Below are 13,346 nucleotides of genomic sequence, written 5' to 3'. Positions count from 1 at the left end.
GTCGTTCAGGACTCGGGGGCTTGGACCCGGGCGATCAGCAGGGCCACGTCGTCGGAGTTGTCCGGCTGGTGCAGGGTGCGCAGCAGGAGGTCGCAGGCCTCCTCCAGGGGGCAGTCCGGGCAGTCGAGGAGGTCCAGGAGGGCGTCCAGGCGTTCGTCCAGGGGGTGCTGGCGGGTCTCGACCAGGCCGTCCGTGTAGAGGACGAGCCGGTCGCCGGGTCCGAGGTCGACGGTGGTCGTGGAGAAGGCGACACCGCCCACGCCCAGCGGCGCCCCCGTGGGCAGCTCCAGCAGCTCGGGCGGACGGCCCGCGCGCAGTCGTACCGGAGGCAGATGCCCCGCGTTGGCGATCCGGCACTGGCCGAGCCGCGGATCGTGCACGGCGTAGACGCAGGTGGCGATCGAGTGGTCCAGGTCCTGGGTGATCCGGTCGAGGTGTTCGAGCAGCTTGGCCGGATCGAGGTCCAGGGAAGCCAGGGTGTTGGTGGCGGTGCGCAGCCGGCCCATGGTCGCGGCCGCGTTGATGCCGCTGCCCATCACGTCGCCCACGACCAGCGCGGTCTTCCCGCCGTCCAGCGGGATCACGTCGAACCAGTCGCCGCCGACCTCGGCGGTGGCGCCCGCCGGCTGGTAGCGGGAGGCGACCTCCAGGCCGCCGGTCACCGAGGGGTGGCTGGGGAGCAGGCTGCGCTGGAGGGTGAGGGCGGTGTTGCGGGCGTCCTGGTACCAGCGCGCGTTGTCGATCTGCACGGCCGCGCGGGCGGCGAGCTCCCGGGCCAGCAGCAGGTCGTCCTCGCCGAAGGGCTCCGGGTTGCCGACCCGCTTGAGGTCGAGCGCGCCGAGCACCTCGCCGCGCGCGATCAGCGGTACGGCCAGGTAGGAGTGCACACCGGCCCTGCCCAGCAGTGCGGCCGCCTCCGGGGACCGGCTGATGCGGGCGAGGTCGTCCGGACCGACCCGGGACACCAGGACCGGCCTCCCGGTGCGCACGCACTCGGTGACCAGGCGCTCGGGTGCGTAGTGGGCCACCTGCCCGGGCGGGTCCGCCGCGCGCAGCGCCTCGGGGACACCGGCCGCCTCGACGGCCAGCGGGCGCATCACGGCGGGCTCGGCCGGGCGCAGGGTGCTCGGCCGGCCCTGCACGACCGCCTCCAGGAGGTCCACGGCCGCCACGTCCGCGAGCTCCGGCACGGCCACGCCGGCCAGCTCACGGGCGGTGCGGTCCAGGTCCAGTGTGGTGCCGATGCGGGCGGAGGCGTCGGCGACGAGCGCGAGCCTGCGCCGGGCCGCCTCGGCCGCCACCGTCGCCCGGTGGTGTTCGGTGACGTCCAGGACCGACCCCGCCACGCCGAGGACGGTTCCGTTGGCGTCCTCCAGCCGGTACAGGGACACCGACCAGGCGTGTTCGTTCTCGGGGTCCGCGGGTGTGTGGCCGACCGTGTGCTGGTCCACCAGCGGCGTGCCGGTCCGCATCACCTCGAGGGCGGCGGTCTCGAAGGCGCTCACGTCGAGTTGGGGGAGGACCTCGCCGATCTTCCGTCCGACGTGGTCCGCGGCCGGGACCCCGTTCAGCTGCTCCAGGGCCGGGTTCACGGAGACGTACCGCAGCTCGGTGTCGAGCACGGCCAGGCCGATCGGGGACTGGGAGACCATTCGGGTGGACAGGGCCACGTCCCGGTCGAGCCGGCGCACCGTCTCCTGGTCGGCGCACAACCCCAGCGCGTAGACGTCCCCCCGGTCGTCCAGCAGCCGCATGTTGCGGAACTCCACGAGCTTGGTGCCGCCGTCCTTGCGCCGGACCGGGAAGGCCCCGGCCCAGCTCTGACCGGTCTCCATGACGTCGGCGAACAGCTTGACGACCAGGTCGACGTGCTGTTCGTGGATCATCAGATGGGCCGCGTACTGCCCCAGGGCCTCCTGCGCGGTGTAGCCGAACAGCTCCTCGGCCTGCGGGCTCCACAGCACGATGCGTCCCTCGGTGTCCGTGACCACCGAGGCCATGCCCAACTCGTCGAGCAGCCCGCTCGGCCGTACCGCACCGCGCGGGGGCTCCCCGCCCTCGGAAGCGGGTATTCCGGCTGCACCCATTGCACGAACCGCCTTCGACCGTTCTCGCGGCACGTCGTACCCCCGTGCCGACTCCCCTTCGTTCTACCGCGTGCAGCCGTCTCTGTGGCCACGCGGTGGTGTTCTTCCACCATCCCTCAACACGGGGGCGCGCGTCCGGTGAAGTGCGCCGGGGTGACGAACACCCGCCCGCTTCCTTCCGGCGCCCCCGTGTTCATTCACTTGGTCTGTACATGACCGTCACGGGGCGCCAGACTGTCCGCCGAGCCACCTCACCCCCCCGCCCCAGGAGCCCCAGGAGTCCCTCCATGCCCCTGCGCGTCAGACAGCGCTCGCGCGCGGTCCTCGCCGCCCTCGTCACCCTCACCGCGACGGCCCTCCTGGCCGCCGCACCGCCGGCCTCCGCCGCCGACACCTGGACCGAGGTGGGCTCCGACCGTGCCGACCCGCTCACCGAGAGCCAGGGCCTGACCTCCGTCGAGGTCCCGGCCAACTCCGCCAACCGGTACACCGGCATCGGCACCATCCCCTTCGGCGTCTCCACGCGGGGCTGGAACCACGTGGGCGACCCCGACGCCTCCTACGACGGCCACTATGTCGAGCCCTACCAGGCCGACTCCGGCACCGCGAAGATGTACCGCGTGCAGGCCCCGGACGGCACCTGGTCCGAGTACGTCCACACCCTCAGCCCCGGCGAGGCCCTCAACAACTCCTGGGTGGCGATCTCGCCCGACGGTCAGTGGATGCTCACCGGCGAGTGGGGCACCATGACCCGCTTCCTGGTCCTGCCCACGCCCGGCGTCAACGCGAGCACCTCACCCTCGGCGAACCTCCCGCAGGCGGCCACCGTCACCCTCGACCACGCCGTACGGGACGTACAGGGCTGCGACTTCGTGACCGCCACCCGGCTGCTGTGCTCCTCCGACGACCCGGCCGGCACCCTCTTCGGCTACACCAAGCCGCTCCTCCAGGTCGACCTGTCCGCCGCCCCGACCGGCTCGGCGAACGTCACCGGACATGTCACGGCACTGCGCCAACTGCCCCTGCGCAGCTCCTGCTCCGGCTCCTTCGAAGCGGAGGGCATCGACTACGACCGCCGCACCGGAACCCTGCGCGTGATCGTCGTCTCACCCGGCTTCTGTGTGCTGACGGACAGCAAGACGTACCGCTTCACCAGGAGTTGAGCCCCGCGGCGAGAAGTGCCGGCCCTCGCGGAAATGGGGGTCGGCACCGATGGCCGGGCCGGGGGACCGGATGCGACGGTGGAACGCACATCCACTGACGAAGGAGTCGTCGCATCCATCCCCGAAAGGCACAGCACGAACGCCCGACCGCGCCCCCGGGGGAGGTGACCCGTGGGACACGCTGACACCCTCCTCGCCATGGGCGGCGCCTTCCTCGCCGCCGCCTTCCTCGCCCGGCTCGGCGGCCGCATCGGACTGCCGACCATCCCGCTCTTCATGCTCGCCGGCATCCTGCTCGGCCCCCACACCCCGGGCCTGGTGCTGGTCGAGGATCCGCACGACTTCGAGATGCTCTCCGCGCTCGGCCTGGTGCTGCTGCTGTTCTACCTGGGCCTGGAGTTCCACGTCGACGACCTGCGCGAAGGAGGCAGGCGACTGCTCGCCGCCGGCGGGATCTACCTCCTGGCGAACGTCGGCGCCGGACTCGGCTTCGGGTTCGCGCTCGGCTGGGGGACCCGGGAGGCCCTGGTGCTCGCCGGGGTCCTCGGCATCTCCTCGTCGGCGATCGTCACCAAGATCCTCATCGACCTGGGTCGGATCGGCCGCCCCGAGACCCGGCTGATCCTCGGCGTGATCGTCGTGGAGGACATCTTCCTCGCCCTGTACCTGGCCGCACTCCAGCCGGTCATCAGCGGTGCGCGCGGACCCGTGGAGATGCTCCTCCAGGCGGGCAAGGCCTTCGGGTTCCTGATCGTGCTGGCCGTGGCCGCCCGTTACGGGACGCGCTTGATCGGCCGGCTGATCCACGTCCGGGACAACGAACTGCTGGTCATCAGCTTCCTCGGCGCCGCGGTCCTCGTCGCGGGCGTCTCCGAGGTGCTCGGCGTGGCCGACGCCATCGGCGCCTTCATGGTGGGCCTGATCCTGGCCGGCACCCCCTCGGGGCCCCGCATCCGCAGCCTGGTGCACCCGCTTCGGGACGCCTTCGCGGCCATCTTCTTCTTCGCCTTCGGGCTGTCGATCGACCCCGGTGTCGTCACGTCCGTCGCCGGACCCGTCGCCGCCGCGGCCGCCGTGACCATCGTGATGAACATCGTCGCCGGTCTGCTCGTCGCCCGCCTGTACGGCTACGGCGCGCAGCCCGCCGCCGACATCGCCACCACCCTCGTCGCCCGCGGCGAATTCGCCCTGATCCTCGGCGCGATGGCGGCGAGCGCGGGACTCGACGCACGTCTGGCGCCGTTCATCGCCGGGTATGTCCTTGTCCTGGCCGTTCTCGGTCCTGTGGCCGCGGGGCGGGCCCATCTGCTGGCCCGGGCCCTGGGGTCCCGTCGTCGTGCCCGGACGCCCGGGGACGACGACACCACCCCGCGGCCGGTCTCCGTCCCGGTGGGGGCGGACGCGGAACGGTAGCGGACGTCCGCCGTGCGAAGGAGGAGTCATGGGCCGGCCCGACGACGAGCACCTGGTCGACCTCGCGGCACGACTGGAGCGTGACGACCCACGGTTCGCCCGCGCGCTGGGCTCGGGCCGCCCCGCCAGGCCCCGCGAGTACCGGCGCACGGGGGCGTGGGGCACCCTCGCCGTCGCCGTCCTCCTCCTGATCTCCGGCATGGCCCTCCCGGAAGGCATCCTGGTGGCCGCGGGCCTGGTACTCGCCGGCATCGCGGTCCCCCTGTTCGACCCGCACAGGGACGAGCGGCACCGGTGACGTGGAGGGGGGCGGTGTGGGAGTGCGGGGCGTGATGTGGGGGTGCGGGGCGTGCGATGGGGCTGCCGGATGTGCGGTGGGGGCGCCGGGCCGCACATCGCTGGGCGCCCTCCGAGGTGGACGGCCTGCTCCGCGGCACAACCGGCAGCCCAGCATCACGACCTGCGACCCCGCATCAGGACAGGCACCTCACACCACGACGGAGCCCCCGGGAGGGTGATCGCCTGTGCCGGAGGCCGCCAGTCGGGCTCCGGGGGCGCCGGTCGGGCTCTGAGGTCGCCAGCCGCCGTCCGAGGTGCCCGGTCGCCCTCCGACGTGGCCGGTCGCCTATAGAGCGGCCGTCGCCAGGCCCCCCGGTCCGCCGGTAGTGCTCCGGCGGAGGTGGTGGTTTTCTGAGGGTGTGGCGCGGTTCGCGGGGAACCCGGCGGTCCGGTCATCGTCACGGAAGGAGCGACCACGATGGATCGTGAGCGAACGCACGACGAGTCCGTCTCCCTGGAGATCAGCGGATGCAGCGCGGAGGACGCCCGGATCGTCTTCGACACACTGACCGCGTGCTTCGAGTCCGACCGGGGCGCCGACGAGGTACCGCAGAAACTCCACGAGTCGCGGCCGATGGTCTGGCTGGGGACGTTCGAGGTGACCGAGGCGCGTTCCTGCCCGCCCCCCGCCCGGCTGTCGTCCTCCGTGGAGGCCGACGCGCAGGGCGGCTACTGGGCCATCGAGCAGTTGCGGACCACCCTGGACTCGATGTTCACGGTGCGGGACCTCGCCTCCATGTCGGGGGACCAGGAGCGGGAACTGCACGTGCGGCTGGAGAGCCGCTGAGTCGTCATTCGTCGGCCGTGGTGCCGCGACGACCGGTCGCGCGGTTCCCGTCCCTGGGGGGTCAGCCCTGGCCCACCGGTACCACCACCATCTCCGCCACGTTGACGTTCGGCGGGGCCGCCGCCGCGAAGGCGATGGCCTCCGCGATGTCCTCGGCGGTCAGGGCGTTCACGTCGGTGCGCAGCCGGGACAGGGACGCCCGTGTCTCCACGTCCCGCATGTCCGCGCCCAGTTCGGTGGTGGTGACCCCCGGCTCGATGTTCTTCACGCGGACCCCCCGCGGCCCGAGTTCGGCGCGCAGATTGCGGGTGAGGTGGGCTACGGCCGCCTTGGTGGCGCAGTAGACGGACCAGTCCGGGAAGAGGAGGTGCCCGCCGACCGAGCCGACGTGGACGAGGTCCGCCCGGCCGCCGCGGGCAGCCGCGCTGAGGAGGTCCTCCGTGAAGGCGCGGGCGGTGTGCAGCAGGCCGCGCAGGTTGATGTCGATCATTCGGTCCCACTCGTCGGTGGCGGCCCGTTCGAAGGGGGCGCCGAGCATGACGCCGGCGTTGGCCACGACCAGGTCGACGGTACCGAGCGTCCCGGTCACCGTGGCGGCCGCGCGGGAGAGCGCGGCCGAGTCGGTCAGGTCCACGGCCACCGGCAGGATCTGTCCGGCGGCGGTACGGCCCAGCTCGTCGGCCAGTGTCCTGAGCCGCTCCTCGCGGCGGCCCAGCAGGGCGACGCTCGCTCCGCCGGCGGCGAGTCGCCGGGCCGTGGCCGCGCCGATCCCGCTGGAGGCGCCGGTGACGACCGCGACGCGGTGGGTGAGGTTCCAGGTGTCTGTCATGCCGTCCACAGTGCGGGCGGCCCAGGCCTCTGACCAGGCCGTACCACCCCGAGGAGAGTGGATCGTAGGAGTACCGCGGCCACCTTGGGGGCTCCCGCGCACCTCCGGCCGGACCTAGGGTCGACGGCATGGACAGTGACAACCCGCTCGGGCTCTTCCTGCGGGCCCGCCGTGCCCTCGTCCGGCCCGAGGAGGCGGGGCTGCCGGCCGGCAGCCGGCGCCGGGTGGCGGGTCTGCGTCGGGAGGAGGTCGCGGTGCTGGCCGGCGTCAGCACCGACTACTACGTCCGCCTGGAGCAGGGCCGCGAGCGCAGCCCCTCGGCGCAGGTGGTCGACGCGCTGGCCAGGGCGCTGGGCCTGGAGGAGGACGCGGCCGACCATCTGCACCGACTGGCACGCCCCGTCGGCACACGGGCGCGTCCGCAGCCGGAAGCCGTCAGTCCCGCCCTGCTGCGGATGATGGAGGGCTGGCACCGCACCCCGGCGCTGGTCCTGGGCCGCTGCCTCACCGTGCTGGCCCACAACCACCTGGGCGGCGCGCTGTTCGCGGGCCACGCCCACAGCGGGGACCTGCTGCGCCTGGTCTTCCTGGACCCGGACGCCCGGGAGTTCTACCCGGACTGGGACGCCGTGGCGATGAACTCCGTGGCGGCGCTGAGGGCCTGCGCGGGAACCGCCCGGGAGGACCCGCGCATGATCGCCACGGTCGGCGAACTGTCGTTGCGCAGCGAGGAGTTCCGCAGACTCTGGGCCCGTCATGACATCCGTCGCAAGACCCGCGAGAGCAAACGCTTCCGGCATCCGCTGGTCGGCGAGCTGACCCTGGACTACGAGTCGCTGACCGTCAACAGTGCCCCCGACCAGCAGCTGGTCGTGTACCAGGCGGAACCGGGCAGCCCCTCCGAGCAGGCGCTCGCCCTGCTGGGGAGCCTGGTGGCGGCTGAGGTTCCCAGAGCCCGGGCGGACGGACCGGCCGGGGCCTGAGGAAGCCACGTGGTTCTCGTCACCCCGTTATGCAACTAGTTGCATAAACGGGTCGGGGTCCTCTACAACAGGGAGGACGAGACCGCGACGGAGGGCCCCGATGAGCCGTTACCCGCACCTGCTGAGCCCGCTCGACCTGGGCTTCACCACGCTGCCCAACCGCGTCCTGATGGGCTCGATGCACGTCGGCCTGGAGGAGGCCGAGCGCGGCTTCGACCGCATGGCGGCCTTCTACGCAGCCCGCGCGCGGGGCGGCGTGGGCCTGATCGTCACCGGCGGCATCGCCCCCAACGACGAGGGCCGGCCCTACGAGGGCGGCGCCAAGCTCACCACCGACGCGGAGGCCGAGCAGCACCGCACCGTCACCGAGGCCGTGCACCGCGAGGGCGGCAGGATCGCCATGCAGATCCTGCACTTCGGCCGGTACGCCTACCACCAGGACCTCGTCGCCCCGAGCCCCCTCCAGGCACCGATCAGCCCCTTCCCGCCCCGCGAGCTCACCGACGCCGAGGTCGAGCGGACCATCGACGACTACGCCCGCGCCGCCCGCCTCGCCCGGCAGGCCGGCTACGACGGCGTGGAGATCATGGGCTCCGAGGGTTACCTCATCAACGAGTTCATCGCGGCCCAGACCAACCAGCGCACCGACCGCTGGGGCGGCTCGTACGAGAACCGCATGCGCTTCCCGGTCGAGATCGTGCGCCGGGTGCGGGAGGCGGTCGGCGAGGACTTCATCATCGTCTACCGGCTGTCCATGCTGGACCTGGTCCCGGGCGGCTCCACCCTGGACGAGGTGATCACGCTCGCCAGGGCCGTCGAGGCGGCCGGGGCCACGATCATCAACACCGGCATCGGCTGGCACGAGGCCCGCATCCCCACCATCGCCACCTCCGTGCCGCGCGGCGCCTACACCTGGGTGACCAAGCGGCTCATGGGCGAGGTGTCGGTGCCGCTGGTGACCACCAACCGCATCAACACCCCCGAGCTGGCAGAGCAGTTGCTCGCCGACGGCCACGCGGACATGGTGTCGATGGCCCGCCCGATGCTCGCCGACCCCGACTTCGTGAACAAGGCGGCCGAGGGGCGCCCCGAGGCCATCAACACCTGTATCGGCTGCAACCAGGCGTGCCTCGACCACACCTTCAGCCTCCAGATCACCTCCTGCCTGGTGAACCCCCGCGCCTGTCACGAGACCGAGCTGGTGCTGTCCCCGACCCGGCTCAAGAAGCGGGTCGCGGTCGTCGGCGCCGGTCCCGCGGGTCTCGCCTGCGCGGTCTCCGCCGCCGAACGCGGCCACGAGGTCACCCTCTTCGACGCCGCGAGCGAGATCGGCGGCCAGCTCAACGTGGCCCGCAAGGTCCCCGGCAAGCAGGAGTTCGACGAGACGATCCGCTACTTCCGCCACCAGCTCGACGCCCACGGCGTGGACGTACGGCTCAACACCCCGGTGCTCTCCGGCGACTTGACGGAGTACGACGAGGTCGTCGTCGCCACCGGCGTCACCCCGCGCACCCCCGACATCCCGGGCCTCGACCACCCCAGCGTGGTCGGCTACCTCGACGTCCTGCGCGACAACGTGCCCGTCGGCGACCGGGTCGCGATCCTCGGCGCCGGGGGCATCGGCTTCGACGTCGCCGAGTTCCTCACCGACGGCGGCGACAAGGCGCACGAGGACCCGGCGACGTACTTCCGCCAGTGGGGCGTGGACATGGACTACACGGCACCCGGCGGACTCGGCGCCCCCGAGCGCCCCGCACCGCCCCGCACCGTGCACCTCCTCCAGCGCAAGACCAGCAAGGTCGGCGCCGGGCTCGGCAAGACCACCGGCTGGATCCACCGCACCGAGCTCAAGCACCGGGGCGTCACCATGGTCCCGGGCGTGCGCTACGACCGTGTCGACGACGCCGGCCTGCACATCACCGTCGGCGAGGAGAGCACCGTCCTGGAGGTCGACACCATCGTGCTGTGCACGGGCCAGGAACCCCGCCGGGACCTGTACGAGGAGCTCGTCGCCGCGGGCCGCAGCGCGCACCTGATCGGCGGGGCCGACGTGGCCGCCGAACTGGACGCCAAGCGGGCCATCAGGCAGGGCACCGAGGTCGCGGCGGCCCTCTAGAACTCGTCCGGCCGTCCCTAGGATGACTCCATGTCACTCCCGCATGCGATCCTCACCGCACTGCTCGAAAGGCCGTCGGCGGGGCTGGACCTGACCCGTCGGTTCGACAGGTCGATCGGCTACTTCTGGTCGGCCTCGCACCAGCAGATCTATCGCGAGCTGGGAAAACTGGAGGCCGAGGGCTACATCCGGGCCATCCCGGAGGACCGGCCGAGCCGGGGCCAGAAGAAGAGCTACGAGGTCCTGCCCGCGGGCCGCGCCGAACTCGAACGCTGGACGGCCGCGGCGCAGGACCCCAAGCCGCACCGGGACGCCCTGCTGCTGCGGCTGCGCGCGGCCGCCGTCGTCGGCACGGACGGCCTGGAAGCCGATCTGCGCCGCCATCTCGACCTGCACCGGCGGCAGTTGGCGGAGTACGAGCAGATCCAGGACCGCGACTTCCCGCCCGGAAAGGACAGCGCGCAGGCCAGGCTTCAGCACCTGGTCCTGCGCGCGGGCATCGAACTGGAGACCTTCTGGACGCAGTGGCTCACCGAGGCGCTGGAGGAGCTGGCCGAACTCCCGGACAGCTGAGGGTGTTCGGCGAACTCCCGGAGAGCTGACGGCGTTCGGCGAACTCCGGAGAACTGAAGGGGCGTTCGGCGAGCTCCCGTGCCCGGCAGGCGTTCAGAGGCGGTACGGCCGCGACCGGCGGCGCAGGAACCACGCCGTGGCCGCCGCGCCGACCGCCACCAGACCGCCGCCGACCGCCAGCGTCAGGGTGCCGTAGTCCTTGGTGGCCCCGCCCAGACCGCCCAGGACGCCGCGCGAGGGGGAGGCGGAGGCCGTCGACGAGGTCGTGGGCGTGGCCGAGCCCGACACGATGATCGACTGGGTGCCCGCCGTGCTGTTGTTGTAGGCGCACATCACGATGACGGTGTACGTCCCGGGGCTCACGTTCGACCAGGCGGCCGACTGGAGCGAGGTGGTCCCCGACAGGGCCACCTGGCGGCCCTGGCTGAAGTTGGCCTGGCTGCTGGTGAGCAGCGAGGCGGTGCCCCAGCCGCCGGTGGGGGCGGTGCGGGAACATGCCGTCGTGGTGACGGAGACCGTGGATCCGGAGGTGCTCACGGAGATCCCGGGGCCTGCCGCGGCGGACCCGGCGGTCAGGGCGAGCGGCAGCGCGGCGACGGCCGCGACGGTCAGGCCGGAGCGGAGAAGTGGCTGAATAGTGCGCATGGACTGCCCTCCGGCGGCACGGTTGGCGGTACATCCGTGGCGCCGCCGAGGTGGGGGAAGCCCGTGCTGCCTCAGGGGCAGCCAATGCGCTCGCGGCCCCGCCCGCATGCCGGGCGCCGCCGTACAGGTGACGCGGTCCCTCGCCCGGCGCAGGGGTGAGTCGCCGTCACGGGGAGGCGGCGGCGCCCGTCGTGACCGTCCGCTGGGCCGACAGCCCGCCCCAGGTGCCGTCGGGCAGCCGGGCCCTGATCCGCACCCGGTGGCGCTCGCCGGCCTCGCGCCCCAGATAGAAGCTGTACGTCGTCCTCCCGCGCGGCGGTGTCCCGCCGAACACGAGCGAGGTGGCGGCCGCGCCGTCGAGACGGACCTGGTACTCGGTGACGACCCCGTCCGTCCGGGGCGGGAGCCAGGCCAGGTCCAGGTAGTACGCCCCGTCATCGCCGAGCCGGGCCGTGGCGCGGAAGTCCGTCGGGGCGGTGTCCCGGCCGTCGTCGCCGCCCGGCGTGCTGAGCCGAACGTCCGGCGCGGCCGGTGAGAGGTTGCCGGCCGCGTCCCGGGCCCGGACCGTGAACGAGTAGCGCGTGCCCGGACGCAGTCCCGTGACCACGGCCGCCGTCTGGGCCCCGCCCACGCTGTGGATCTTGCTGCCGCCCTGGTAGATGTCGTACGACACCACGTCCCGGTCGTCCGAGGAGGCGGACCAGCTCAGCTGGACGGCCCGGCTGCCCGCCGTCCGGCCGCGCAGTTCGTCCGGGCGGGTCGGGGCCGAGCGGTCCGCCGCCACGGCCGCGGGAGTCGTCGCCCGCACCTGCGGGCTCGGCGGGCCGAGACGTCCCTCGGTGTCGCGGGCCCGCACGCTGAAGACATACCGGGTAGCGGGCCGGAGCCTGGTGACATCCACCATGTGCTGCGAAGCGGGCACATCCTGGACCTTTGTGGTGCCGCGATACACCTCGTAGCGGTCGATCCCCGCGCCGACGGCGTTCCACATCACATGGACGCTCGTGGCGCTGCCCGCGGTCGCGGTGACGCCCCCGGGGGCGGCGGGCAACGGGCCGCTCTCCCCGTCGTCCGGACCGCCGCACCCGCAGGAACCGACGAGCAGGAGTGCCGCGCACAGGGCCAGGGGGACGGGTACGCCTCGCACGTCTCGGCCTCCCCGCAGGACAGCACGGCAATGGTCCGGACCAATATGGCGCCGGGGGTGGGCCCACGGCAAGAGGGGCGACCGCGTGGGCCGGGCTCCGGACGGTTACGTATGCTGAAGCCTCTCCAGGCCGAACTCGCCAAGAGTCACGGGGAGTTCGCGCCGGTGGCGCGGGCCGCCGTCGTCGCTGTTCCCGCGCCCGTACGGGTGGCAGGGTGGCCGGGATCCGCCGAGGACTCCGGCCCCCGGCTCCCGCCCCCTTCGCGTCACCGCGCCCTTCGCGTCAGCGCCCCCCTCGCGTCAGCGCCCCCCTCGCGTCACCGCCCCCTTCGCGTCCCTGCCCCGTCCGCGTCCTGCCTCGTTCCTGCCCCGTCCGGACCCCTTGCGGTGGCCGCTGCGCTGAGAGCGCATCAGATTGGGCTGAGTGCCCGTCAATGCACCCGAGGAGAGGGTCCCTTATCGTGCGTGTCCAGTCGCTGACGCTGGCCGCGGCAAGCGCCGCTCTGCTCGCCCCCACGGCAGCCCCCGCCGTGGGGGTCGCCACCGCCCGGACGGAGCCGGTGGTGCGGCGGGAGGGCACCGTCCCGGCCGCCGACCTGCTGGCCCGGGTGCGGGACTGCGTTCCCGTCTCGCGCGGCCGCTACCGCGCCGACGAGGACAAGTCCGCGACCATCCCGGTCTGCGGCACCAAGGAGGCCGTGTTCTGGAAGGCCGACATGGACATCGACTGCGACGGCCGGCCGGGCAGCCGCTGCAACAGCCGCACCGACCCGCTCTTCTCCGACGCCACCGCCTACGAGCAGTCCGACGGCCGCTATCTGAGTGCCGAGAGCCTGCCGTTCATCGTGGTCCCGGCCCCGAGCCCGATCTGGGACTACCGCGCCCACGGAGTGCACGGCGGCGCCGTCGCGGCCGTCGTGTACGAGGACCGGGTGCAGTACGCCGTCGTCGGGGACGTCGGCCCGAGCGGCATCATCGGGGAGGCGTCCTACGCCACCGCGAAGGCGCTCGGCATCCGCCCCGACCCCCGCGGCGGCGGCACGCCCTCCGGTGTCACCTACATCGTGTTCAAGGACTCCCGGGTGAAGCCCATCGAGGACCACCAGGCCGCCGTGACCTTGGGGGAGCGGCTGGCGCGGGAGTTCGTCCAGGGCGAGGCGGCGAAGAGTCGCAAGGGACGGTGACGGCGTGGGCCTGGCGGGGATGATTCCCCGCCAGGCCCCCACCGCTGCGCACGTCGTCGCGTACTGCCCGTCAGACCTTC

At 72.9% G+C, this 13,346-nt stretch carries 12 protein-coding genes; 8 read left to right on the top strand and 4 right to left on the bottom strand.

Annotated features, from left to right (window positions below):
• Nucleotides 1–5 precede the first annotated feature (5 nt).
• A complete protein-coding gene (locus tag AQJ54_RS29800; RefSeq protein ID WP_062242330.1) occupies nt 6–2,087 on the bottom strand; it encodes a SpoIIE family protein phosphatase in 2,082 nt (693 codons plus the stop codon).
• A gap of 287 nt (nt 2,088–2,374) precedes the next feature.
• Between AQJ54_RS29800 and AQJ54_RS29795 the strand changes: the two genes are divergently transcribed.
• From AQJ54_RS29795 to AQJ54_RS29780, 4 genes are all read left to right on the top strand, one after another.
• Nucleotides 2,375–3,250 carry a hypothetical protein gene (locus tag AQJ54_RS29795; protein WP_062031866.1) on the top strand — a complete coding sequence of 292 codons (876 nt, stop codon included), beginning with the start codon at nt 2,375–2,377 and terminating at the stop codon, nt 3,248–3,250.
• 171 nt (nt 3,251–3,421) lie between these two features.
• Nucleotides 3,422–4,663 carry a cation:proton antiporter gene (locus AQJ54_RS29790; RefSeq protein WP_062031869.1) on the top strand — a complete coding sequence of 414 codons (1,242 nt, stop codon included), beginning with the start codon at nt 3,422–3,424 and terminating at the stop codon, nt 4,661–4,663.
• Nucleotides 4,664–4,691: 28 nt separating this feature from the next.
• Nucleotides 4,692–4,961, top strand: a complete 270-nt coding sequence (locus tag AQJ54_RS29785) for a DUF3040 domain-containing protein (RefSeq protein WP_062242327.1) — start codon at nt 4,692–4,694, stop codon at nt 4,959–4,961.
• A gap of 459 nt (nt 4,962–5,420) precedes the next feature.
• Nucleotides 5,421–5,789, top strand: a complete 369-nt coding sequence (locus tag AQJ54_RS29780; protein ID WP_062031873.1) for a hypothetical protein — start codon at nt 5,421–5,423, stop codon at nt 5,787–5,789.
• Nucleotides 5,790–5,850: 61 nt separating this feature from the next.
• Here AQJ54_RS29780 and AQJ54_RS29775 read toward each other — a convergent pair whose 3' ends face one another.
• Nucleotides 5,851–6,618, bottom strand: a complete 768-nt coding sequence (locus AQJ54_RS29775; protein WP_062242325.1) for an SDR family oxidoreductase — start codon at nt 6,616–6,618, stop codon at nt 5,851–5,853.
• A gap of 128 nt (nt 6,619–6,746) precedes the next feature.
• Here AQJ54_RS29775 and AQJ54_RS29770 point away from each other — a divergent pair, with 128 nt between their 5' ends.
• The 3 genes from AQJ54_RS29770 to AQJ54_RS29760 all read left to right on the top strand — a co-directional run bounded on the left by AQJ54_RS29770 (nt 6,747) and on the right by AQJ54_RS29760 (nt 10,290).
• Nucleotides 6,747–7,601 (top strand): helix-turn-helix transcriptional regulator, encoded by an 855-nt coding sequence (locus AQJ54_RS29770; protein WP_062242323.1) that lies wholly within the window; start codon nt 6,747–6,749, stop codon nt 7,599–7,601.
• A 100-nt stretch (nt 7,602–7,701) separates the two neighbouring features.
• On the top strand, nt 7,702–9,717 hold the full coding sequence (locus AQJ54_RS29765) for an NADPH-dependent 2,4-dienoyl-CoA reductase (RefSeq protein ID WP_062242321.1): 2,016 nt from the start codon (nt 7,702–7,704) through the stop codon (nt 9,715–9,717).
• Nucleotides 9,718–9,747: 30 nt separating this feature from the next.
• Nucleotides 9,748–10,290, top strand: coding sequence for a PadR family transcriptional regulator (locus AQJ54_RS29760; RefSeq protein WP_030324592.1), 543 nt, complete (start codon nt 9,748–9,750; stop codon nt 10,288–10,290).
• 93 nt (nt 10,291–10,383) lie between these two features.
• On the opposite strand, the gene AQJ54_RS29755 is transcribed toward AQJ54_RS29760, so the two are convergent.
• Together AQJ54_RS29755 and AQJ54_RS29750 are read right to left on the bottom strand one after the other, a co-directional pair.
• The gene (locus tag AQJ54_RS29755; protein ID WP_062031884.1) at nt 10,384–10,935 is read right to left on the bottom strand and encodes a hypothetical protein; all 552 of its coding nucleotides are present in this window, start codon (nt 10,933–10,935) and stop codon (nt 10,384–10,386) included.
• A gap of 166 nt (nt 10,936–11,101) precedes the next feature.
• Nucleotides 11,102–12,082, bottom strand: a complete 981-nt coding sequence (locus AQJ54_RS29750) for a fibronectin type III domain-containing protein (protein ID WP_062242318.1) — start codon at nt 12,080–12,082, stop codon at nt 11,102–11,104.
• A gap of 461 nt (nt 12,083–12,543) precedes the next feature.
• Here AQJ54_RS29750 and AQJ54_RS29745 point away from each other — a divergent pair, with 461 nt between their 5' ends.
• Entirely contained in the window at nt 12,544–13,266 is a 723-nt protein-coding gene (locus AQJ54_RS29745) for a glycoside hydrolase family 75 protein (RefSeq protein WP_062242316.1), read from the top strand.
• Nucleotides 13,267–13,346: the final 80 nt, after the last annotated feature.

Origin of the sequence: Streptomyces griseorubiginosus, assembly GCF_001514195.1 — a bacterium.
Lineage (GTDB): Bacteria > Actinomycetota > Actinomycetes > Streptomycetales > Streptomycetaceae > Streptomyces > Streptomyces griseorubiginosus.
Note: the sequence above shows the minus strand (reverse complement) of the source record. Positions and strands in the feature narration are given on the sequence as shown.

Excerpts from the sequence above, each read along its gene's own strand:
- AQJ54_RS29800 (WP_062242330.1), bottom strand. The coding sequence starts at position 2,087 with ATGGGTGCAGCCGGAATACCCGCTTCCGAGGGCGGGGAGCCCCCGCGC.
- AQJ54_RS29795 (WP_062031866.1), top strand. The coding sequence starts at position 2,375 with ATGCCCCTGCGCGTCAGACAGCGCTCGCGCGCGGTCCTCGCCGCCCTC.
- AQJ54_RS29785 (WP_062242327.1), top strand. The coding sequence starts at position 4,692 with ATGGGCCGGCCCGACGACGAGCACCTGGTCGACCTCGCGGCACGACTG.
- AQJ54_RS29780 (WP_062031873.1), top strand. The coding sequence starts at position 5,421 with ATGGATCGTGAGCGAACGCACGACGAGTCCGTCTCCCTGGAGATCAGC.
- AQJ54_RS29775 (WP_062242325.1), bottom strand. The coding sequence starts at position 6,618 with ATGACAGACACCTGGAACCTCACCCACCGCGTCGCGGTCGTCACCGGC.
- AQJ54_RS29770 (WP_062242323.1), top strand. The coding sequence starts at position 6,747 with ATGGACAGTGACAACCCGCTCGGGCTCTTCCTGCGGGCCCGCCGTGCC.
- AQJ54_RS29765 (WP_062242321.1), top strand. The coding sequence starts at position 7,702 with ATGAGCCGTTACCCGCACCTGCTGAGCCCGCTCGACCTGGGCTTCACC.
- AQJ54_RS29760 (WP_030324592.1), top strand. The coding sequence starts at position 9,748 with ATGTCACTCCCGCATGCGATCCTCACCGCACTGCTCGAAAGGCCGTCG.
- AQJ54_RS29755 (WP_062031884.1), bottom strand. The coding sequence starts at position 10,935 with ATGCGCACTATTCAGCCACTTCTCCGCTCCGGCCTGACCGTCGCGGCC.